This window comes from Virgibacillus litoralis (assembly GCF_017873675.1).
GTDB classification, from domain to species: Bacteria; Bacillota; Bacilli; order Bacillales; family Amphibacillaceae; genus Lentibacillus; species Lentibacillus litoralis.
In genome coordinates, this window is sequence record NZ_JAGGKK010000012.1 from 38,531 (window position 1) to 62,051 (window position 23,521).

General features: G+C 37.5%; 21 protein-coding genes. 6 read left to right on the forward strand and 15 right to left on the reverse strand.

Annotated elements, in window-relative coordinates:
* Window positions 1–7 precede the first annotated feature (7 nt).
* The 4 genes from J2Z82_RS11335 to J2Z82_RS11350 all read right to left on the reverse strand — a co-directional run bounded on the left by J2Z82_RS11335 (window position 8) and on the right by J2Z82_RS11350 (window position 3,485).
* Window positions 8–1,174: a TraB/GumN family protein gene (locus tag J2Z82_RS11335; protein WP_209480906.1), complete on the reverse strand. Its 1,167-nt coding sequence runs from the start codon at window positions 1,172–1,174 to the stop codon at window positions 8–10.
* 312 nt (window positions 1,175–1,486) lie between these two features.
* Window positions 1,487–2,089: a YpjP family protein gene (locus J2Z82_RS11340; RefSeq protein ID WP_209480907.1), complete on the reverse strand. Its 603-nt coding sequence runs from the start codon at window positions 2,087–2,089 to the stop codon at window positions 1,487–1,489.
* A gap of 119 nt (window positions 2,090–2,208) precedes the next feature.
* Complete coding sequence (gene cbpA, locus J2Z82_RS11345) at window positions 2,209–2,835, reverse strand: cyclic di-AMP binding protein CbpA (RefSeq protein ID WP_209480908.1); 627 nt, start codon at window positions 2,833–2,835, stop codon at window positions 2,209–2,211.
* Between the two features lie 107 nt (window positions 2,836–2,942).
* Complete coding sequence (locus J2Z82_RS11350) at window positions 2,943–3,485, reverse strand: hypothetical protein (RefSeq protein WP_209480909.1); 543 nt, start codon at window positions 3,483–3,485, stop codon at window positions 2,943–2,945.
* Between the two features lie 293 nt (window positions 3,486–3,778).
* On the opposite strand from J2Z82_RS11350, the gene gdhA reads away from it, so the two are divergent.
* Entirely contained in the window at window positions 3,779–5,161 is a 1,383-nt protein-coding gene (gene gdhA, locus J2Z82_RS11355; RefSeq protein ID WP_209480910.1) for an NADP-specific glutamate dehydrogenase, read from the forward strand.
* Between the two features lie 59 nt (window positions 5,162–5,220).
* Here gdhA and J2Z82_RS11360 read toward each other — a convergent pair whose 3' ends face one another.
* The gene (locus J2Z82_RS11360) at window positions 5,221–5,691 is read right to left on the reverse strand and encodes a DinB family protein (RefSeq protein ID WP_209480911.1); all 471 of its coding nucleotides are present in this window, start codon (window positions 5,689–5,691) and stop codon (window positions 5,221–5,223) included.
* Window positions 5,692–5,948: 257 nt separating this feature from the next.
* On the opposite strand from J2Z82_RS11360, the gene J2Z82_RS11365 reads away from it, so the two are divergent.
* Complete coding sequence (locus J2Z82_RS11365; protein ID WP_209480912.1) at window positions 5,949–6,308, forward strand: Lin0512 family protein; 360 nt, start codon at window positions 5,949–5,951, stop codon at window positions 6,306–6,308.
* A 750-nt stretch (window positions 6,309–7,058) separates the two neighbouring features.
* Here the strand turns inward: J2Z82_RS11365 and dacB are convergent.
* The 6 genes from dacB to J2Z82_RS11395 form a co-directional block, all read right to left on the reverse strand.
* Entirely contained in the window at window positions 7,059–8,579 is a 1,521-nt protein-coding gene (dacB, locus tag J2Z82_RS11370) for a D-alanyl-D-alanine carboxypeptidase/D-alanyl-D-alanine endopeptidase (RefSeq protein ID WP_209480913.1), read from the reverse strand.
* Window positions 8,580–8,814: 235 nt separating this feature from the next.
* A complete protein-coding gene (locus tag J2Z82_RS11375) occupies window positions 8,815–9,849 on the reverse strand; it encodes a Gfo/Idh/MocA family protein (protein ID WP_209480914.1) in 1,035 nt (344 codons plus the stop codon).
* An 11-nt stretch (window positions 9,850–9,860) separates the two neighbouring features.
* Window positions 9,861–10,841, reverse strand: a complete 981-nt coding sequence (locus tag J2Z82_RS11380) for an ABC transporter permease (RefSeq protein WP_209480915.1) — start codon at window positions 10,839–10,841, stop codon at window positions 9,861–9,863.
* Window positions 10,834–12,348, reverse strand: coding sequence for a sugar ABC transporter ATP-binding protein (locus J2Z82_RS11385; RefSeq protein WP_209480916.1), 1,515 nt, complete (start codon window positions 12,346–12,348; stop codon window positions 10,834–10,836). Before J2Z82_RS11385 ends, J2Z82_RS11380 begins: the two co-directional genes overlap by 8 nt.
* Window positions 12,349–12,425: 77 nt before the next feature.
* Complete coding sequence (locus J2Z82_RS11390) at window positions 12,426–13,385, reverse strand: substrate-binding domain-containing protein (protein ID WP_209480917.1); 960 nt, start codon at window positions 13,383–13,385, stop codon at window positions 12,426–12,428.
* 124 nt (window positions 13,386–13,509) lie between these two features.
* Window positions 13,510–14,499, reverse strand: a complete 990-nt coding sequence (locus J2Z82_RS11395; RefSeq protein ID WP_209480918.1) for a LacI family DNA-binding transcriptional regulator — start codon at window positions 14,497–14,499, stop codon at window positions 13,510–13,512.
* A gap of 209 nt (window positions 14,500–14,708) precedes the next feature.
* Between J2Z82_RS11395 and J2Z82_RS11400 the strand changes: the two genes are divergently transcribed.
* Window positions 14,709–15,677: a sugar phosphate isomerase/epimerase family protein gene (locus J2Z82_RS11400; protein WP_209480919.1), complete on the forward strand. Its 969-nt coding sequence runs from the start codon at window positions 14,709–14,711 to the stop codon at window positions 15,675–15,677.
* A gap of 821 nt (window positions 15,678–16,498) precedes the next feature.
* Here the strand turns inward: J2Z82_RS11400 and J2Z82_RS11405 are convergent.
* The 3 genes from J2Z82_RS11405 to J2Z82_RS11415 form a co-directional block, all read right to left on the reverse strand.
* Complete coding sequence (locus tag J2Z82_RS11405; protein WP_390313654.1) at window positions 16,499–17,497, reverse strand: group II intron reverse transcriptase; 999 nt, start codon at window positions 17,495–17,497, stop codon at window positions 16,499–16,501.
* A 1,104-nt stretch (window positions 17,498–18,601) separates the two neighbouring features.
* Window positions 18,602–19,498 carry a DMT family transporter gene (locus J2Z82_RS11410; protein WP_209480920.1) on the reverse strand — a complete coding sequence of 299 codons (897 nt, stop codon included), beginning with the start codon at window positions 19,496–19,498 and terminating at the stop codon, window positions 18,602–18,604.
* Window positions 19,499–19,594: 96 nt separating this feature from the next.
* Window positions 19,595–20,140: a nucleotidyltransferase domain-containing protein gene (locus J2Z82_RS11415; protein WP_209480921.1), complete on the reverse strand. Its 546-nt coding sequence runs from the start codon at window positions 20,138–20,140 to the stop codon at window positions 19,595–19,597.
* Between the two features lie 780 nt (window positions 20,141–20,920).
* Here J2Z82_RS11415 and J2Z82_RS11420 point away from each other — a divergent pair.
* A complete protein-coding gene (locus J2Z82_RS11420; RefSeq protein ID WP_209480922.1) occupies window positions 20,921–21,472 on the forward strand; it encodes a GNAT family N-acetyltransferase in 552 nt (183 codons plus the stop codon).
* The gene (locus tag J2Z82_RS11425; RefSeq protein ID WP_209480923.1) at window positions 21,469–21,846 is read left to right on the forward strand and encodes a nucleoside 2-deoxyribosyltransferase; all 378 of its coding nucleotides are present in this window, start codon (window positions 21,469–21,471) and stop codon (window positions 21,844–21,846) included. The genes J2Z82_RS11420 and J2Z82_RS11425 overlap by 4 nt, the downstream gene beginning before the upstream one ends.
* A gap of 81 nt (window positions 21,847–21,927) precedes the next feature.
* On the opposite strand, the gene J2Z82_RS11430 is transcribed toward J2Z82_RS11425, so the two are convergent.
* Complete coding sequence (locus J2Z82_RS11430) at window positions 21,928–22,224, reverse strand: 4a-hydroxytetrahydrobiopterin dehydratase (protein WP_209480924.1); 297 nt, start codon at window positions 22,222–22,224, stop codon at window positions 21,928–21,930.
* A gap of 516 nt (window positions 22,225–22,740) precedes the next feature.
* On the opposite strand from J2Z82_RS11430, the gene J2Z82_RS11435 reads away from it, so the two are divergent.
* On the forward strand, window positions 22,741–23,415 hold the full coding sequence (locus J2Z82_RS11435; RefSeq protein ID WP_209480925.1) for a type 1 glutamine amidotransferase domain-containing protein: 675 nt from the start codon (window positions 22,741–22,743) through the stop codon (window positions 23,413–23,415).
* Window positions 23,416–23,521 lie beyond the last annotated feature (106 nt).

Consider the following 23,521-nt stretch of genomic DNA (forward strand, 5'->3'; position numbering starts at 1 on the left):
TACTGTGCTACAAGTTTTCGATGAATAAACGGATCACATCGGCTCCACCAATAAATGTTCCCAAAGAACTCCCCAAATTTGCCAACACAACGACAAGCAGAATACGACTTACTTTATTATGCCAAAAACCCTTCACACTAAATACATCCTCTGAAATAGCTTCAAAATCAGCTACATTTGGTTTGCGAATATAAGCTTGAACAATTCCGGCAAACCAGCCAGCAGCGATTAACGGATTAAGTGAGGTTAATGGGGCCGCTGCAAAAGCAGTAAGAATTGCAAGCGGATGTGCTAAGGCAGCTGCGGCTCCAATCGCTGAAACAGAACCGTTCCATAATACCCAGCTTATCGTTTGCTGGATACCTGCTGAGGGGTTTGCATAAAAGGTATAAGCAATAACTGACAGAATAAGAATTGGGATTGACCAACCAATAATTTTAGGAATCTTAGATTTAGGAGGTACCTCATCCAAACGTTCCAAATCATGTTCATTATTAATTTCCTGTTTTATCCCGGGAACATGTGCCGCCCCCAATACAGCAACAATTTTCGTGCCTGGTGCCTCTTTAATTTTCTGGGATAAATACTGATCACGCTCATCAATTAAAGGCTTTTTTAATTTAGGGAAACTATCGGTAAACTCCTGCAGCATTGAATTTAACATATCCTGTGACTTCATTTTTTCCAATTCTTCTTCAGATATTGTTTCTTTCGTAAAAATACTACCAATAACTTGCATGAGAAGCATAGCTTTACCCTTTAGTCCGATACCACTCCAAATACGGGAAAAGGTGGTTTGGATATTCCGATCCGCAAGTACAAGGCCAGCACCATGCTCCTTTGCTGATTCAATCCCTTGAATCATTTCCTGTCCTGCATTAATACCAAACTGCTTTGCCATGCGTTTTTGAAAGGATGAGATAGCAAGGTTCATTAAAAGCAGGGTCGCTTTCTTTTCTTTAATAACTTTAAATATATCCATATCCTTCCACTTGTTACCATCGACAATTGACTTATATCGTTGTTCATCCAATTCAATACAAACAGAGTCAGGCTTTTCTGCTTCGATAACCTCTTTCACCTGTTCTGCACTATGCTTTGACACGTGCGCAGTTCCAATGAGGATTAATTCTTTATCATCTATATTTATCCTGGTAATGTTCTCTTCAGACATAAACTACCTTCCTTTTATAGCTTCATTAATCACTATACTCATCCATTATATAATGATACCTTAGACAAACAAAAGCGCAAGCGCCTGTTTAGCGCCGTATGGACTGGACTGACCCGTGTGAGATAAAGGATACACGAAGAGCGTAAGCGATTCGATGTTGACTTATCGTAGTCACGGGGAGGGAAGTCCACTAGGCGCTAGGCGCTGGAGCTGGACGTGGCTGATTCGGGAGTCCAGTTATCTAGAGCACTTAAATTTTATAGTTTCCTAGATAAAAACAAAAGCCTGGCGTAAAAACCAGGCTTTTTATCATTATGTCATCCATTTAGGCGGACTGTTTTTATCCCAGTATATTTCACCAATTTCATGGTGATTTTCAAACCCATCACTGCTTAAATGATAATGGAAATTAAACCAGAACCCTTCCAAAGGTCGATTATCACGCCGAACATGGAATCGTGCAATATCTTTTTTTGTTCGATTATCATATATATTAAAAATCTTTTCCCCATGGCCCTGTGATGGCCGTTCCGTAATGTTGTAATAAGGGACTTCATCTTCTCCTGCTTCTGCTAAAATCAAATTAAGGGATTCCTCAATTTTAGGCAAAATAGCAGTCAAGAAATCATCTTCTACATGTGTTACAATCTTAGGTCCCATTTTGGTAAATGTCTGCTCTTTGGCTTTTTTGGTTATTTCATTAATGAGGACTTCTTCGTCAGAAATTTGATCAGGTTCCGTTTCATTACTGACCTCGGGTAAGGCAACTGAAACGGATTCATCAATATCCGACTTCGGTGAAATAGCCTCACTACTTTCCTCTGCTTCGGTTTCCAGAGAAATTTGCGGGACATAGATCCCTAAGGTCATAATTGCAATAAGGATAACTGAAATTTTTCTGAACCATAGTTTCATAGAAATATCCCCTTTAATGTACTCTATTAAATTTTACCATGTTAAAGAGAAATGTCTACAATATTCTCTTATTTTTATTTGAAAGATTGTTGACAAAAAGATAAAAACTGCAAAATTGATTAATTCAATTTTTCTACGTCTGTTACAGTAAAATTATTTTTATCCATATCTTTTTTAATGCTGTTTACCATTTTTTCGTCAGCTTCTTCTGGGAGTACAATACAAACTCTTCTGACATACTTAGATCCATTATTCAGCGAAATAACACTCTGCACATTACAGTATTTATTAACAATTTTAAGCATCTTTCTTAGGACCCCTGCGTATTCAAGCGTTCCAATTGTCAGGGAATAACTTCCAATATTTGCTCCCCAGGCATTTTCCAGCACCTGAATAACATTTCCGTTTGTTAATATCCCAATAAATTCTTCTGAATCATCAATGATTGCAAGAAAAGGGAGACGCTTAATCGAAGAAAATACCTTAAAGAATGGATCATCTTCTTTCACAAAGCCACCTTGATCAGAAACAAGCTCCTTGATGGGTCCCTCGAGGGAATGTTCTCTTTCATATTCAAGTAAATCAACTTTGTAAATATTACCGACGTATTTAGACTCTGATTCATCCAATACCGGAATACAGCGATAACCGGTTTCCTCCAGTTTATCTAACGCATCTTCCATACTGTCATTTTCTTTTACAAATTCAACATCATGTTTACTTACATAATCATTTTTTATAAGCATCTTTCTACCTCCTAATTTCTCTTATACTATGAATTATTAAATATATTTTTACTATTTTCCTATATTTTCATTATAATATCAATAGTTAGAAAATTAAATCATTAAACCTAAAATACAGAGGAATACTTTTTCCTGTACTTCTTGTCTTCTTCTTTTTCAATTAAATTCAGTGCTGTGTTCTTTATCTCTTCTTCATTCAATACGTCATACAAATTACTAAGGTTTTTAATAATATCGAAGCGAATTAATGTGTAGTTTTTTTCGGAAGGGCAATTATTAAAACGATTAACGAGGTGCTTGATAACCATCTCTTTTTGCTCAGTACCTGCAAGACCTACCTTCCACATTGATTGCAGACTATGTCTGGCTGTGACAAATTTTTTATCTTCTGTTACTTCCCATACTGCTGAAAAGTCATGTAACATCCTCTTTTCGGGGTCACTTTTTGCCAAACTGCATAAAAACTGTGCAGCTCTGGCTCTTTGGTGGTTATTAGAATTCGTTAAATCATCCACCAATTGATCCCAAACCTCGTATGCCCAGTCCACTTCAACTTTTGTAGCGTCAATAATATTGTTAAAAGCCTCATATTGTAGGTTCTTATCGCCGGATTGTAAATTTTCAAAATAAGTCTGTATCGTATTATCCATTTGATTCCTCCTTCAAAATCAAAGTCTGTAACTTAAGTATAGTTGAAAGTTTAGTTAAATTAAAAGTTTAAGATAAGCGTAATTCTGGATCATCAATTTTTGCACTCTTTAGATTATAAGTATATAATAGTAGTTTCATCAAAATGAATCCATTTTGTTTTCATAGTAATAATAAAGTCACTTTCGGAGCATATCCCATGTCGATTAAGGATTTAAACATATAGTAAGCTTCAGATTTTTTTCCTTGTTATCATTACCTAACTATGATATTGAAATATTAAAGGAGGAGCTGCATGGATACAGTGCAAGAAGTTTTAAAAAAGGAAAACCAAATTGCCGAAGATTATGTAAATAAAGTATATAACACAGTTGAAAAACGTAACCCCAACGAATACGAATTTCTTCAAGCAGTAAAGGAAATATTCGACTCTCTAATCCCTGTATTTGATAAATATCCTAAATATATTAATTACGGCATATTAGAAAGAATCGTCGAACCGGAACGAGTTATAACATTTAGGGTGCCATGGGTAGATGACCTTGGCACTGTACAGGTAAATCGTGGATTCCGTGTTCAATTCAACAGTGCAATCGGTCCATATAAAGGTGGTATACGCTTCCATCCTTCTGTGAATACCAGCATTGTTAAATTTTTAGGGTTTGAACAAATTTTCAAAAACTCACTGACAGGACAGCCAATTGGAGGCGGAAAAGGCGGATCTGACTTTGCCCCTAAGGGTAAATCAGAGATGGAAATAATGCGATTTACACAAAGCTTTACTTCCGAATTACACCGATATATCGGTCCGGAAATCGATGTGCCAGCAGGCGATATCGGAGTCGGCTCCAGAGAAATTGGCTTCATGTTTGGGCAGTTTAAAAAATTAAGCGGTGGCTTTGAAGCAGGCGTATTAACAGGTAAAGGACTTGAATATGGTGGAAGTTTAGCGCGTCGTGAAGCTACTGGCTATGGCACTGTATATTTTGTTCAGGAAATGATGAAGGACAAAAATCTCGACTTCAACGGAAAAACTGTAGTTGTTTCAGGCTCAGGTAATGTCTCCATTTATGCGATTGAAAAGGCTATAGAAGTTGGCGCAAAAGTTGTGGCTTGCAGTGATTCTGATGGCTTTATTTTTGATGAAAATGGAATAAATCTTGATACGATAAAAAGACTGAAGGAAGATGCATCAGAACGAATCAGTGAATATGTGAAAGACCATCCTCATGCTCTGTATTCCGAGGATTGCAAGGATATCTGGTCCATCCCATGTGACATTGCTTTGCCATGTGCGACACAAAATGAAATTGATGAAGAGACTGCAAGAATGCTAGTAGCGAATGGTGTTAGTGTCGTCGGTGAAGGTGCGAACATGCCGTCTACATTGGAAGCTATCAATGTATTTCTGGAAAATGATATTCTTTTTGCGCCGTCAAAAGCTGCCAACGCTGGAGGCGTAGCTGTTTCTGCTTTAGAAATGGCACAAAATAGCGGGAAACTATCATGGTCATTTGAAGAAGTTGATATTAAGTTAAAAGAAATCATGAAAGATAACTACCGGAAAAGTATGCAAGCTGCAGAGGAGTTTGGAACACCTGGCAATCTGGTGGCAGGTGCAAATATTGCTGGATTTCTAAAAGTGGCTGATGCTATCGTGGCACACGGTATTACCTAATAAAATTAACTAGGAAGAGGCTGAATTTAAAGTCAGCCTCTTCTTAGTTGATAAACCATTTATTTCAATTCTGAAGGATGCTTCATGAAAAATGGTACTGCTTTAACACCCGCCATACGAGCGTATGTAAATAATTGACCTTTATGGTGTATCTCATGATCAATTGCATTAGAAAGCCAGAAACTTCCTGGTGCAATATCTTTATTGAACTCAACTTCATCTGTTAGTTGTGATTTGGAAAGAGATTTCAGATCCTGCTTGGTTGTTTCCGTATATTTCTTAAGAATTTCCCGTACATCACGCATTGACTCATAATCTGATTCCTCTTGCGGAGGAGTGAACTCCCCGTTTTTCACTGTTTTAACAAACATGTCCATCGATGTTGCTATATGAATCGCCAAATCACCTAGTGACTTCGCATTATCCCAAGGTTTGTACTGAACTTGTTCGTCATCCACTTGTTCCAGCAATTCTTGAACTACTAGCCTATGTTTCAACCAACCATCAACAACTTCATCCATTGTACTCATCTATAATCCTCCTATTAAAGTAACTTTTATAAATACTACTACATCTACTATGCTACATTATTTACTAGAATTTCAAATAAAATGGACCCTGATAGTTCTTATCTTTATGAAAGTACTCCCTATAAGAGAACTCACATCCCAATGTTTCTTTGATATAAGTTTTACACTAATTTGGCTAATAATGGCGAGTTTGTGTTTATGAGATTTTTAAAATGGGAATTCTACCTATAAAACAACTCGACAAGGAGTGATTCAGCATGGAAAAAATTCTTTTTATTCAAACTGGTACCGGAATAGATGTGCATGGCCAGGATGTCACAAAGGCCTCAATTCGTGCAGTTGAAGATGCGATATACGGAAATTCAATGCCAGGGATTGCGAAGAGCCTTCCTGATCAGCGGATTGAAAATATGAAAGTAAATGTTCGCTTGGCTGTTCCGCTCGACCGTGATAACTTAAACGTTGAAAAAGTAAAAGATATCATTCCATATGGTACGGTAACTGTCGATGTTACAGATGGCGGAATGGCTACTTCGAGTGGAATTATTCTCGAAGATAAACAGGATGACAATGATTTGATGTATATCGTCAATGCTGCTGTTGAGGTAGGCTATTAAAAAGCTGCTGATTAGATTAGGAGACACTTGATACTTGCACAATTTTTACAATTAAATGCACTGTTAAAAAAGGCTTGGTATTTCTACAAGCCTTTTTTCTTTCTAATAGCTGTACGTCATTTGCTTCCAGATATTTAGCGGACACAGGAGCTGCTATTTCGGTAAAAAAGGGCTTTTTGAGGAATACGCGGACACAGGTGCACTTATTTAACATATATCCAAATGAAATAATGGTGATTCCAGCAAATAAGGTATCTGGTGTCCGCCTAAACCCTAATATTGCTTGTTTTCCATAAAATAAGGTCCCTCATGTCCGCCAAAGTTGCTTCAGGCATTTCCTCGCTACCCTTTTGCTTTCATTCAACAATAACAATAGGGGTACCAACAATTAATCTACTATAAGTCGTTTAACCTATATATACAGTCTTTCTCATGGTTATACGACATTTTATGTTGTTTGTATTATTTTTTTCAAAAATAATACTTTGTGTAACTATATTCGATTTTCAGGACAAAGAAGTGGCAATAAAATATCGACAATTTTGTGTAAATTTAAAGATACTGAGTTAATCGCTGTGATGGCTGATTTTCATGATGTCTTGGCTGAATTGGCAGTATATCCTAAAAACGGAAGTGATTGAGGCAAAAGTTACTTCGCAATTTATAATAATTACGTATTTGAAAATGAACGTTCTTAACATATTATCCTGTTATTATTTGTCTTTAGTTATGTCCCAGGCTTTTTCGTTATTACTGGAATTCATGCTTTGCCAATGTTGTTGCAATTGAATCCTCAATGGAAGTATCCGAATTGCCTAGATAATTGTTAAGCATAATGGAAAACACCAATTCTGTTCCATCCTGTGACGTGACATAGCCGGAAAGTGTTGAAACACCTGTTAATGAGCCGGTCTTGGCTACAACATTATCCTGGGCCGGCGATGACGTCATACGATACCTGAGTGTGCCACCAACAAGACGTTCTGGTGCTCCAGCAACTGGCAGGGAGTGTTCAAATGCCGGGAACCAGCTCTTGTCCTGAACTGCAGCCAAAAACTTGGTAAGTTCATTGCTCGGAATCATGTTTTTATGGGACATACCTGATCCGTCCCGCAAAAGGATTGTATCACGGTCTACGCCAAGATCAGCTGCCACATCTTCAATGACATCGATCCCTTTATCCCAGCTTCCTTCGCCATGTACCACTTTCCCCATTTCTTTTGCTAGAATTTCACCATGTCCGTTGTTGCTCAATTTCATGAACGGAATAAAGAGCTCTTCCAAAGTCATCGATTTTCTTGAAGCAAGAACAGTTGCATCCTTAGGCGCTACACCTTTTGTCACATCCGAATTGCCTGTCAGTTTAATCCCATTTTCCTCAAGCGATTTTTTAAATACATCAAGTGCATATCCTGTCGGCTCCCAAACAGAAACCCATGATCTGGAGCGTGTCCCGTCAACAGGAATGGTGCCCTCAATTAAGATGTCATTTGTCCCGTGCTGCCGTTCAATAGAAATGTCCTTTTTTTCGCCAGCCGGGACTGTTTTGGCTTCATTGACAATCGTGACATAGTCGGTCGCAGGCGTAACGCTGACGTCAGGTTTACTACCAGCTTTATCAGCCGGATAAACCTCAACAATTACCGTTCCCGCATCATAATCTTCATTTGGCGATAAGGACAGTGCTGAAACCTGTGCACCCGTGTAATAAGGTTCATCAGACCAGTTTAGGTCCAGTGACAGGCGGACATCATCATACCAGCTATCATCACCCACTAAATCGCCCTGAATGACATTGATACCTTGATCTTTTAATTCTTTTGCAAATTGATCCAGATCACCTTTCATCAGTGTCGGATCACCTTTTCCTTTCAGGTATAAATTCCCCTGAAGGGCATTTCCATTGATATTACCATCCGTCAGCATCTCTGTGGTAAATCGATAATCTGGCCCCAATGTCTCCATAGCTGCCGCACCTGTCAATAGCTTCATATTAGATGCCGGATGAAGGCGTTCGTCACCAGAACGCGCATAGAGTTGTTCACCAGTATTAGCTTCCCGAACACTGACACTTGTACTTGTGCCTTCCAGACTTTCGTGACGGAGAATTTCGTCAAGCTTGTCCGCTAACTGATCATTCTCATTTACTGTTTCTGCCGTATCTTCAGATGCTGTTACAAAGGGCTTTTCCTGACTGGCAAATAGTATAACAACAACCATTGCCAGAAGGAAAAACAGAAATAACTGCTTAATATACCCCTTTGTGATCATAAAATATTCACATCCTTTTAACTTATTTGAATATTTTCAATTATACTAAAATATTATCTTAATTTAACCCTGTTTCCCCAAAATCATTCCTTTCACCTATGTTCAGTAAAAATATAGTAAATATTATCCAGTTATAATTAACTGTGTTAGAAAACTTAGCAACTTAAAAACCCCTTCCTGAATATTTTCAGGAAGGGGCTACTTAACTAGACTATTTAAATATTAAACTGCGCGCTTAAATCTTTACAACACTATTCTTCTCTGCGGCTTCCAGAATACCGAGGACCACTTTGAGTGATGACAGTGCATCCTGGCCAGTTACAAGCGGCTCCTCATCAAGGCGGACACAATCAATAAATGCGTCGATAACCCCTGTATTTGTCTGGTTATCATTCGTTTGGATGGTTTCAAGCTGATAATTTATCTGTTCACCATCTTTGGTAATCACCTCAATTTGATACTCAGGATTATGATAAATTTTCAGCATTCCTTTTTCACAATAGATGATTGTGCTATTGTCTTCCTCACCATAATAAGTCCAGGAAAAAGCTGCTGTACCTAGTCGGCCCTGTTTTGTCTTCAAGCTGGAAACAATGTTGTCACAAACTTCAATCGGTTTACCGTTCTCATCAACCTTATCAAGTGCTCCTTGAAAAGCGCTGACTTGTTCGATTTCATCATCCAATAGGTAATGGATCAGGTCCAGCTTATGAATACCTAAATCACCTGCAACACCGAAGCCTGAGCGGTCTTTTTTGAAGAACCATGTTGAGTTTGTTTTATTTACACCCCAATGCTCTGGCCCCTGATGCCCAAAAGTAGTTCTAAATGTGAGAACTTTACCAAGTTCACCATTGTTGAGTATTTCCTTGGCTTTTTGGTGGGCGCGGGTAAATCGCTGATTGTGGTCCACCATTAACTTTTTCCCGGATTTCCTTTGGGCCTCGACCACTTCATTTGCATGATCGATTGTAAGGGAGATAGGCTTCTCACATAAGACATGCTTGCCACTAAGCAATGCTTTGGTTGAAAAAACGTGATGATTTTCATTTGAAGAACTGTCACTAATAACCTGTACTGAGGGGTCTGCTAACAATTCATCAACGGTTGCTGCAACGCTTCCGTCAAACAGCTCCGCTAATTCCGCTGAACGCTCCGGGTTTCTATCATAAAAAACAATTTCACTTACATATGGGTTTGCCTTATACTCTGGTGCATGACGAAACTTAGCGATTGAACCACATCCGATAATACCTGCTTTTATATTCAAATGACCGCCTCCTATTCTCTCTTTTGAAATACTACTGCTATAATTATAATTAAACCTTTTACTAGTCCTTGAAGGTGTGGAGAAACATTCATCAAGTTCATTGTATTATTGAGAATGCCCAGAATCAGCACACCAAAAAATGTTCCAATGATTTTTCCCTTGCCTCCGGTCATTCGAGTTCCACCGATGATAACTGCAGCGATAGCATCTAATTCATAGAGCATGCCAGAACTTGATGATGAAATTGAATTCAGACGTGACGTTTCAATTATTGCTGCCACGCTGACAAGTAAACCTGCTAGACTGTATACGCCAAGCTTTACACGATCAACACGAATTGCTGATAAAACAGCTGCTTTCTCATTACTGCCAATAGCATATACATAACGTCCGAACCGTGTTTTATGCATTAAAATATATATAAGTGCCGTCATAATAAGGAATATAATAATCGGGTAATCAATCATCCACAAATCTGAATTCGCGATAGCTGTAAATCCGGATACTTCCCCGGACATGCTTCCACCATCGGCAATATATAATGCAATGGAACGAGCTGCCGCCATCATCCCAAGCGTGGCAATGAATGAGGCAATTTTTCCCTTGGCGACCATTAACCCATTGAGTAGTCCTGCGAATGATCCAACTATAAAGGCAGTCAATACAGCCACAAAAATACTGCCTGATGCATTTAATGCTATTACCGTAATCACACCAACTAGTGCCAGGACGGAACCAACTGATAAGTCAATACCTCCTGATAGCATAACAACGGTCATCCCTAATGCAATAATTCCGATAATCGAAACATGCATTAGTATATTCAACTGGTTATTGATGTCCAAAAACCTTGGGCTCATTATCGATGCAGCTATAAATATAATCAGGAATGCAATTATTACACTGTATTCCGACCATAACCAGGAAAGCCGACTTGGTGTATTCGATGGACTTGTTTGATGATTGGTTTCTTTTCGTTCTGTATTAGCCAATTGTTACGACCTCCCTTTTCGAGCCAGTTGCATAACTCATGATTTCATCTTCTGTTGCTTCTTCTCCTTTAAATTCCGCAGTGATTTCACCTTGGTACATGACATGTATATTATGACAAACCTTTAATAGTTCAGGTGCCTCCGAGGATAATATAATAACGCCTTTTCCTTGTTCAGCTAAATCTATAATATGCTGATAAATCTCCCGCTTAGCCCCTACGTCGATACCTTGGGTAGGGTTATCGAAAATAATAATATCAGTATTCACCTCTAGCCATTTGGCTATTATAACCTTTTGCTGGTTACCACCGCTTAGCTTGTCAATTGTTACTCCTGGATTAGCTACTTTGATATTTAATTTGTCTTTATAATATTGAAACTTACTCTTCTCCACTTTTTCCTGGATAAAGCCTGTTTTTTCAAAATGTGCCATAGAGGATAAGCTCATATTATGAACCACACTTAAATCTTTAATAATTGCATTTTCCTTCCGATCTTTTGGGACAAGGCCCAATCCCGCCTTTAATGCATCTTTTGGATGACTTATATTTACCACCTGGCCGTTTATCTTTATTTCACCGGTGTATTTTTTGCGATAACCAAACAGACTTTCAAACAACTCTGTTCTGCCGTCGCCAGCTAACCCTGTGAAACCGGCAATCTCACCTTTTTGAACAGTAAAACTAATATTCTTAAAGAAATCTTTATCTGTTAAGTTGTTCACTTCTAATGCTTCCGGCCCAAAATCATGATCTTGTACAAACCGGTCCTCAGATACTGATTTTCCTACCATCAGGTTGGTGATTGTATCCAGGTTTTCATTTTCCATACTTCCACTGCCCACCAATTCCCCGTCACGAAGTACTGTATAGCGATCACAAACTTCTTTTATTTCTTTCAGTTTGTGGGAAATATAAATAATTGAAACACCTGATTTTTTTAGATTTTTCATGAGTTCGAACAACCGATCAACTTCATGTTCTGCTAATGCTGATGTTGGTTCATCCATAATAATAAGTGTGGAATTATGTAGTAGAGCCTTTGAAATTTCTATTAATTGTTTATACGAGGTATCCAGATTTCGTACATACTCTTTCGGATTAATGTCAACACCTAACTTGGCAAGTACATCTCTTGTTTGATCGCACATTTCTTCTACTTTTACAAAACCCATTTTATTGCGAAGTTCTGACCCCAGAAACATATTTTCATAAACTCTGAGATCTGAGACCACGTTAAGTTCCTGATGAATAAAACTTATCCCTTGGTGCTGCGATACAATAGGGTTGGTCATTTTAACGGCATTTCCATTCATCTGTATAGTGCCATTGTCAGGTTGATGAACTCCTCCCAAAATGTTCATTAAGGTTGATTTACCGGCGCCATTTTCTCCAAGCAATGCATGTATCTCACCGTGCTCCACTTGTAATGAAACGTCCTTTAATACAGGGACGTTGTTGAATGATTTTTTGATGTTTTTCATGGTCATGAAAGGATTTGCAGACATGTATAATTCTCTCCTTTTATAGGAAAAGAGGAAATACAGTAGTGGTTTTCACACATACTGTATTTCCTAATATTTTATTAGAATTTTGAATCTGGATTGTAATACTCTTCAACATTATCTTTTACAACCTTCGTTGCTTCTTTTACCACCATTGATTCTTCTGGATCTTCACCTTGTGCTAAATCTGCTGCAATTTTCACACCATCTCTAACCATTGTTGGTGAATAAAGGAATGTTGCTGAAATTAAACCGTCATCTCTAATGCTTTCGAATACCCCTTTAGCTCCGCCTGCACCAGTTACAAATTGGATATCTTCACGTCCTGCTTCTTTAATTGCCTGAACGACACCAAGAGCCATTCCGTCATCCTGCGTGAATACAGCGTCAATTTCCGGCTGAGCCTGGAGAATATTTGACATAACCTCTAATGATGTTTCAGTTGAAAACTCACCACTTTGTGAAGCGACTACCTCAATTCCTTCTGCACCTTCCATTGCTTCCTGAAATCCAGCACCACGCTGCTCTGTTACTGAGCTTGGAGGACCTGTTATTTCAACAACTTTGCCTTCCCCGTCTAACTGTTCAATGAAATATTTACCGGCGTTCACACCGATTCCTTCGTTGTCACCTTTAACAACAACAGTTGCTGCATCGTTTTCAAGTTCACGATCGACAATTACTAATGGAATTCCAGCATCCTTTACTTTCTGTCCTACTGGTGACAGTGCTGCTGACTCGATTGGAAGCATTACAATAACATCAACGCCTTGTGAGATTAAATCGTCAACATCATTTGCCTGTTTATTTGGATCTGCTGCATTTGTCATTACATAATCAATGCCTTCACTATCTTTGATTTCTTTTGCCTGATTTTCTGCGTTATCAATTAGTGCTCCCATCCAGCCATGTGTTGCTGATGGTAATGAAATCCCAATTGTAAGACTATCTTCCCCGCTTTCACTATTTCCTTCTTCACTACATGCTGCTAAACTAATTACCGTTGCTAATGCCAAACATAAAACTAGTAATTTTTTCAACAAATTTCACCCCTTAGTTTTTTATTGAAACGCTCCCCTTAATGTAATCGATTACATCAACATCTAAGGCCAGCGCTCTATTATCAAAATACTATTCAATAACAGAGCGCTACTCTTAGCTGCCTTATCCTGAGGTAGATTCGCGTATAACTAGTTCGTGATCTAATATAATACTTTCAACATCCGCACCTTTTATCTTATCAATCAGCATTTCCGCGGCTATCGTGCCCATCCTGTGCATTGGCTGTGCGATTGTTGTCAGTGTTGGATTTGTCATATTGGAAAAATCGATTTTATCAAACCCTACAACTGCAATGTCTTCAGGTACACTTAGGCCATAGCTGTTAATTTCCTTTAATGCCCCAATTGCTAATAAGTCTGATACTGCGAACACTGCTGTCGGTCGGTTTTTTGAACCTAATATTTTCTTCATTGCATGCTGACCATACTCAAATCCTAAATGCTGTGTGTAATAAATATTGTCTTCATTAACCGGTATGTTCTGTTCTTCCAATGCCTTTCTGTACCCTGCTTTACGTTGTCGTGCGTATAAGTATTTTTCATCTGTATTTATTAAAGCAATATTTTCATGGCCAATTTTAATTAAATGTTTTACTGCTCGATATGCAGCTTCCTCATTATCAATTGTTACATATGGTATTCCGCTGTCTTCTGAGTATTCGCTACATTGGATAATTGCATGACGCTCGGCCAGTTCAGTTAAAGTATCAATGTTAACAGCCGGATCCATCGAAATGATTCCGTCAGCCATTTTTTTCCTTACCAGATCAAAGTAAATATTCTCCCGCTCAGGATTCGAATCCGTTTCACATAAAAGAATATTGTAATTTTGACTTAATGCTGCAGTTTCAATTCCATTAATTATGTCCAAATAAAATGGATTTGCAATCTTAGGTATTAGAATTAAAAGAATTCGACTTTCCGAGTTTCGTAGGTTTCTCCCCAGCAAACTAGGTTCATAATTTAATTTTTTAATTGCATCTTCTACTTTAATTCTTGTTTTAGCGGTTACCGTACTTTGCCCATTTAATACTCTGGACACTGTTGCTACGGAAACTCCTGCTTGTTTAGCAACCTGCTGGATGTTCGCCATCTTGTATGTCCTACTCCCCATCATATCAATTTACTATTTCATTGAAATCGTTTACAATTTTTATAGTAATCGATATCAAATTATCTGTCAATACAAAAATTTAAATTCTATAAAACTATTGATTTCATAGGATAAATTATATATGTTAGTAATGTAATGGATTACAAGGCAGTATATTCTGATAATTATATTTATAGGAGGTCATTTCATTGAAATTAGGTGTTTTTACAGTATTATTCTCCGATAAGACTTTTGATGATATGTTACATTATGTTTCCTCAAAAGGACTTGAAGCAATCGAGTTAGGTACCGGTGGATACCCAGGGGATGCACATTGCAAGGTTGATGAACTATTGAATGATGAGACAAAGCTTCAGCAATTTAAACAGAAGATTGGAGAATATGGTTTAGAAATAAGTGCACTAAGCTGTCATGGTAATGCACTTCATCCCCAAAAGAAAATTGCTGAGCCTGCAGATGAATTATTGAACAAGACAATACGTCTCGCCTCAAAGCTTGATGTTCGAGTTGTAAATACGTTCTCAGGCTGTCCTGGCGACCATGAAGGAGCACTGTATCCAAACTGGCCTGTAACCCCATGGCCACATGACTTTCAGGAAGTACTGAAATGGCAATGGGAACAAAAACTGATTCCATATTGGAAAGATAAAAATGATCTTGCAGAAGCACATAACGTGAAAATCGGTTTGGAATTGCATGGTGGTTTTTCGGTCCATACACCAGGTAACATGCTGCGTTTACGTGAAGCATGTGGTCCTGCAATTGGTGCCAACCTTGACCCGAGTCATATGTGGTGGCAGGGTATTGATCCTGTAGAGGCAATTAAAATTCTGGGACGTGAAAATGCGATCCATCACTTCCATGCAAAAGATACAATTATCGATCAGCAAAACATGAACCGAAATGGGCTCACTGATATGACTGACTACTCAGAAATGCGTGATCGGGCATGGTATTTCAGAACAGTTGGCTTTGGCCATGACGTCAAAACATGGGCAGACATTGTCAGTACACTACGTCTTATGGATTATGATTATGTCGTTAGCATTGAACATGAGGATGGATTAATGTCCATTGATGAAGGGTTCACCAAAGCTGTCGAGAACCTGAAGCCTGTTATGGTGAAAGAGTCTGTTGGAGAGATGTGGTGGGCGTGAACAGCTTCATAGATTAAAAGGAAGAGGCTGGGACATATAAAACCTTCCACTTTAAGGATGAATATGAATAGAATTTCATTTTCAATGGTTGGATCTAATACGTGGTAGGTATAAACTGAGAAGTAAACTATAACTATTTGCATCGTACTTGTAGTGTTATTTGTAATTAAAAGTTAAAAATCTCAGTTCACTGAACTGAGATTTTTCATCTATTTATTTTCAACTGCTTCTTGAACTAACGCACCCGTTAGCGACACTAGAGCAATGCGTTTTTGTTCATACTATACGAACTTGCTAACCACCAATATTAGAGCACCAATAAGCTAGTCCAACATTGTTTCATTTTTATTGCTAAACTTGATTATAAACGGAAACAATGGCTAAAAAATAAGGCTTAGATATCCTAAAGTTAATATTCTTTGGGTTTTAGCAGAAACATATTGTCTGTCACCACAATTAGAACAATCCTTCCCATTCTTGGATAATCCAACTGTTAAAACATCTCTTGCTTTCCATTTATAATTACAATTAGTACAACGAGCCAATACCAACACCTCCAAATAACATTAACTGTATCCATCCTCTCACTTGTTTAGTTTATCTTACTTAATAACATCAACCTATTGTTCTATAAATCCTGCTACTACAGCTGAACAAGGATGCAATTCCTTATTCAAGGAAAGTCAGCAATAGGTAAGCATTTGAGATTATCTCCAGCTTTTCCCCTGCTCCACACGGAGCGTGCTAGTTTCCCAGCACCCCGCGTTCCATCTAAAGATATGTACTAAATTATAAGTTCCTAGTTACTCATACAATCGAGATTATATACTTGGTTCCATACCACATTGCTGACGGTATTGATTTATCTTCTGAACCATAAGTTCAGTGATTCCAAGATTATTTTTGAGCGAGTCAATCGTCGTTGTGTCTGTTTGATGGATAAATTTGTGTATTTCTTTGTGCAGGATACGTAAATTGCTAAATTTATCGCTTCCTCCGAGATGTGTCGGAATGTAATGGTGGCAGTGAACTTCGCTAGCGGATAGAAACATGCCAGTAATTTCGCATTTGCCCATTTTCATACTGTACCGACTTATTCGATTATCCATATACTCGACACTTCGTGTCGGGAGTTTAGATTTCATCAGTTGCGAAATCTCCTGTTGAATATCTGAACGAAGCGTTTTATGTATCTTCTCTCTTCCCGCATTAGTAAAAGGTGTAAGAGCTTGGCTAAAGTTCATAGCATTTCTCGTTTTTACATTAGCGAGAGGAAATAGATACACATTTGCTATTTTAAATGTTTTGAAACCCAAACTATAAAACTTTTTATAAGTTGGTGGTGGGTTTGTAGGATGTTCATATTTCCCAACTGGTTTAAGACGATTATATATAAATGCTTGCAACTCATAGGCAAGACGTGAGAACTCGATGTTTACATGTGTTGCTCGATTAAAGTAATTATGAATTCCTAAAACAAAACTATTAAAAAGAAGTGCATTTTGAGCGGTAGGAGAGGCTTTAATTCTTTGAATTTGTTTCTTAGCTTCAGCCTTGATTTTTCGCTTCTTGTTAGGTTTAATACCTGTATGTGCTACTCTCTTTTTCCCTTTTCGATTCGCACGAATCGTGAATCCAAGAAATTCAGACTCTCGCTTTCGCAGATTTATAACTTGTGACTTCTCTGGAGAAATATCTAGTCTCAGACGTTGTTTTATATATAGTCTTACAGCATGAAACCATCTTTGGGCAGTCTGACCTAAGTGGTCTGAAGCCGTAGCTATGCTTATAAAACTTCGCTTCGGTAATAGGTTCGACAATTTGCCTAAAACATTGTTGTATAATTCTATCTACAATACAAGGAATTCCAAGTGGTCTCGATTTACCATTTTCTTTTTCAATAAGCTTCCTTCTTATTTTCTTGGGATGATAATGCTTCAACTTGCTTCTAATTTCTTCTACCAGTTCATCCTCAGATAGCTTTTGAATATCTTTTATGGTTTTTCTATCTGCACCAGGAGTGTTGGAACCTTTATTAGACTTTATTATCCGATAGGACAGTAAGATGTTTTCTCTTGATGTTATAATATCGTACAACTGTGAAAAGGACTTTTGTTTGGATGATTCATCATATAATTTCGTAAAAGTCTCGGTCATGCCGTAGTAATCCCAATATCGTAAAGTTTGCACTGTGGCATCACTCCTTTAGGAGTTAATGTTCCCACATTCCTACCCGATCGGTGCAATACACTTTTGAAAAATAATTATTCCATATCCTTAGACTTGGGGCTATTCCTCCACTCTCATTACAAGAGGTTCATTAGTCATGCCCCTACCCTCACAAGGATAAATGCAATTCGTTTTACCTTATAGCAACCGTTTAGGATGACAGTCCTTATTGCAACGTTCCTTGTTTTCCAAGTCCCTTATAACCTAGCTATCGTTTCTAGACGTAGGTGTAACCTTTAAGCCTGTGAGCTGGATACCGCCAATTGTTCGGTATAGCGTGTTTCATAGGGTGCATTTTTACTCTACACCACTCACACCATCGTTGGATGGTCCATAAGTTTCCTTATGTTCAAACTTTAGACCCTTACCTTCGGTTATTCGTCAGTTCTTTTGCAGTAGAACAATTCTCACCATATCTAGTTTTTCAGCCGTGCGGCATATCTGTTGGCATACCTTTTCCGAAGGAATGGCTTCAGCCTCCATTCTGCCGAATCTACCTGTACTTCAAACCCCTTGACCTGTCAGTCGAGGCGCATGCAGGAGTATTGACGGAATGGTTTCAAGAAACATGGTTCTATCATTCCCATTCTTGGTTATAAAGTTAAGATTAATCTATGATTATCTTCTGTCTTTCACGTTAAGAGCGCTTATAACAGAACTTGTCGAGCGGCACCCGTTAGTTGAAGAGTATTTAATCAAGATGGTTGGTTTTCAGTTTCTCTATGTTTTTTATTATCTCCCAATGAAAGTAATAAAATAGATACTACCAAGAGGATGGCTCCAATAATATTAAGGACAGTTAATTCGATAGGGAAAAACGGAAATGAAATTACTGCAAGTATAACAGGGCTAAACGCCCTAGTAACGTTGGCAATAGAAAAGCGCAAATATTTAAGTGCTTCATATAATAAAATTGTTCCAATAAATCCAGTTATAACTGAGGATAAAATAATTAATGATATGCCCTTATACGAATAATTACCATCAAATAAATCACCAACTAATACTGCATAAATCAAGACAAAAATCAGCGTGATAGAATTGTTTGTAAATAATATAGAATTTGAGTTTTTATCTTTAGAGAGAGTTTTCTTAATAAAAATGTTAGTCAATGCAAAAAAGAATGTATATAAAAGAGCAAATAGACTTCCTAATAATGTCGAGTTACCTACCCCACCTTTATTGACAAACATAAACGTACCTAAGATTGCCAGAATGATAAATGCAATTTCACTTTTTGACATTCTCTCACCTAATATTAGAACGGATAAAACCACAGCAAATACAGTATAAAATCTACCAAGAAACCCAACCTGAACTGGTGATAGCAAATCCATACTGATAAACAAAAAAATTACGCCCAAGGAATTAAATACAGCCAACAAAATAATTTCTTTTTCAAAGTAAAATGAAACAGTTTTTTTCGTCACTATCCCCCACAAATAACTGGCAGAAATAATTGCAATTGTATTAATAATTGCAGCCTTGGATGGTGAGATATGCAAAAGCCCAAACTTTGATAATAACGGACCAACTGCCATCATTAATACTGATAATAAATTTAATGTATATCCTTTTTTAAAATTGGTCATCTTTCCACCCTCAAATCTTCACTATTAAACAGAAAAACACACTAAATAAATATCCTTTTCAACATCGCTACCAAAATGACTGACATAAGGCGCCCGTTAGCTTAATAAACCTTTTACCCTTCCTTTCACTTCAAGTGGCAAGGACTGTTTCAGTGCTTCTTCTAACAATCGTGGATATTTTACACCATTGGTTCTTAAATAATTTTCAATAAGGATTGCTTTTTCTTGTTTGTTTGGAATTAACAAGTATAAGATATACCAATCTTCGAGTGAACATAAAGGGATATCCAACCCATTTATTTTTTTATGGGCTACGATAGATTCCTGTTTAAATGATAATTTATAAACCCCTTCCTTATGTTGTATTGCAAATCCACCCATTATATCAATATCAATTTCATTAATACTGTATTTAGAGAAATATGTTGTACGAAATGGGTTAGAACGGATTGCTTCTTTCGGTCTCCCAATGGATGACATCTCTTCATTTAACTGGGTAGCATTCGCTTCGTCCACTAAAATATCTATATCATTTGGTTTATCAATTAATTTATAAAAATTAAGTAGAAGCGAACCGCCAACTCCCCAAATAATTTTCTTGTTATTTAATCTATCAGCGATAAATGATAATGTCTTTAGCATATTAGTTCTCCTAACATTACTGATACTTTATATGCAGCTTTTTCTCTATATAACACCAGAGTATCTCAGGAAAAATGTAAAATGGTTATTCCACTATCCTGCTGCGTTAGTTTAAGTGTACTGGTTCACAATCTCTGCATTTATTTTAACATAAATATTCTAAATACCTTGTAAAATCAAGCGAAGATAAAATAACTTCCAATTTATTGGTAATTTTATGTGTGTCAATTTGCATACGGATTTGTAGGTTAAAATGTGGACTTACACTGGCTATTGTTCCATCAAATTAGCATACAATTTGATAGTCATTTTACATTACATTTTCAATGTTTGTAATAGGAAACGGAACCCGTTAATAAAATCTTGTTTTTTAAGTTCTAGGAGCAAAACCCAGCGGAGGAAATTCACGAAGGCTCCTGCGGGTCACCGGCTAAAACCGGTCACGTCCTGTGACCAACGCCGGTACTAGAACGTCCTGTTCGTCGAAGCAACAGCTAAAGATCCCACAGGAAGCGGTTTTTGCTTCCGAGGAAGCTGAAGCGTTGCCCTAGGTGTGCGAAGTGTATTTCCGAAGCGGTGTCATAGCACTCAGCTATTTTTCCATGTTAGTTCGCATTTTATATCTAAGTATCTAAAATAAATTCGAACTAATTTGAATTCTACCTCAAGAATTTTGAATCATAGTTCGAATTTTATTCTATATCTCTTTTAATTTTTAAAGAAAAGCACGTATGTTTATGATAGAATATTTTTTAAACCGTTACAGGAGGAGTGATCCAAATGTTCTTTTATGAAGTAGATGAAGATATTACCTTGAAATTCCTGGATAACAATAATGCAGAATCTCTATTCCGATTAACCGATACTTCACGGGATTCATTGCGGGAATGGCTCGCATGGGTAGATAACACAACGACAGTTGCTGATTCTAAAGAATTCATTGATTCCACTTTGAATAACTATGGTGAGAAAAAAGGAATGACAACAGGAATTTTTTACAAGGGATCACTTGCTGGTGTGGTTGGGATTAATAATTTTAGTTGGCGAAACCGAATTGCTACTATTGGATATTGGCTCGGAACGAATTACCAAGGCCTTGGGATTATGACACGTGCTACAAGTGGCTTGATCGATTATGCATTCCATACGCTCGAAATGAACCGCGTAGAAATTCGTGCTGCTTATGAAAATAAGCGAAGCAGAGCAATTCCTGAAAGGTTAGGTTTTGTAAAAGAAGGACAAATACGGCAGGCAGAGTGGTTATACGATCACTATGTGGACCATGTTATTTATGGAATGCTCGCGAGTGAATGGGAGAGCCGTAACCGATGAATTTTTATGTGGCCTCAGGATTTGCAAATAAGACGCAAGTACAATATGTTACTCAAAAGCTCCAGTCCAGGGGTTATAACCATATATATGACTGGACAAGGAACCAGCGAGCAACAACTGAGAGAGAACTCAGTAGAATCGGTAGACTAGAAAAAGAAGCAGTTCTTAACTGTGACTTCTTCATTCTTTTGCTGCCTGGTGGAAAAGGAAGCCATACAGAGCTAGGAATTGCGCTTGCATTAGGAAAACGTGTTTATATTTATTCTGCTGACATAATAGATAAAACAACAGCATCTGCATTTTACTATGTAGATGGTGTCGAGCGCTTTTATGGAGAGATTGATGATTTTGTTAAAATGATTGGTTTAACCTAGATTCTATTATAATACCCCTCTAGCCAAAGGCAGAGGGGGTTCGTCATTTCCCGGGAAATATCGACAAAATGTTATGTTAATTTATTTATCTGCCTCATCATAGAGTTTGTCAAAGTGATTAACCATCTCAAAATCCAAATCCGTTAATCCCTTCATTTGCCACGATGAAATTTTGACTGTTACAACTTTATAATCAATCGAAATAAAAGGGTGATGCAGTTTTTCTTCTGCGTATTCAGCTATTTGATCAACAAACCGTACTCCATTTAAAAAGTCTTTAAAGCGATATTTGCGTTCAATCCACTTCTCATCAAGACGTTTCCAATTAGGCAAGTTCTCCAGTTCCTTATTGATTTGCTTTTCACTTAACCGTTCCATTCCTTCTCCTCCTTATAAATACTCTGTAGTTTCCTTCAGTTTAACAAATATTTATCCAAATCACCTAAAATCAACAACTTATACACAGGCTATCCACAGGATTTTGGGGATAACTTAGATAACTTGGCTTATCGCATGCCCATCACTTGCTTTCAAAATAAGTCAGATCAAATTTTTCCTGGATCATAAGCATAAAGTGGTATGTCCAAAATAAAATGATTTTCAGAAGTTTTACAAATTTAAGTAGTTGTTTGATAGTGTAAGCATTTTTTTAGACGAATTTACTGTTAGGGGTATATAATGCGAAATAATCTCATTACAAGGTTACTATGAATCATCTTAATTTCATTAGTGCATAATAAGCAATGTTTATGAAAGAGGTTATTTATTACTTCAAACTTATTCCAGTCAATATTAAAATTTAAACCAGAAAAAGTAATAAGTCCTGATGTAAAAATTAATGGTTTTGAGACCTTAGGGATAAACGATAGTTCGACAGCTTAGGAGGAATACAAAATGGCAAAAGTGTTAGCAGTATTATCAAGTGGATATAAAGATGAAGAAAATAATTACCATACAGGTTGGTGGGGCGAAGAATTATTTGCACCGATGGAAATTCTGGAAAAGTCCGGTCATCTAGTTGATTTAGCTTCACCTCTTGGAGGAAAACCTGAGATTGATCAAATAAGTATTAGTGAGGAATATGACCCCGAAGGAACGTATAAGGAACTGTATGAATCAGGGAAAGCAGATGAAACGCAAAAGCTTTCAGAGGTAAACCCAACAGATTATGATGTAGTTTTAGTTATTGGCGGTCATGGTGCGATGTATGACCTTGCAAAAAATGAGGATTTACATCGTATTATCAATACGATTTATGATAATGAAGGAATAGTCGCTGCGGAATGTCATGGACCAGCCCCACTGATTTGGACAACACGCCCTGATGGAGAAAGTATTATTGCAGGTAAGAAAGTAACGGGTTACCCGGATGAAATCGAACCTGAAGGGTTATTGTATATTCTTCCATTCAGCCTTGAACAAGAAATGGCAGAAATCGCAAACTATGATAAAGGTGATCTTAACCAAAAAGCTCATGCTGTATGGGCAGACAATCAAATTGTAACAAGCCGGGACCCATTCTCTTCTGAACTCATGGGAGAAGAATTAGTTAAAGCACTTGAAAAGTGAAAATAGAAATAAAAAGGTGAAATTATAAATCTTAACAAAGTATCCCACCCCACTTATTTTTTTAGATTGATTAAGTTTTCTGCTTAGCTAAACGGGCAGTTTGTAA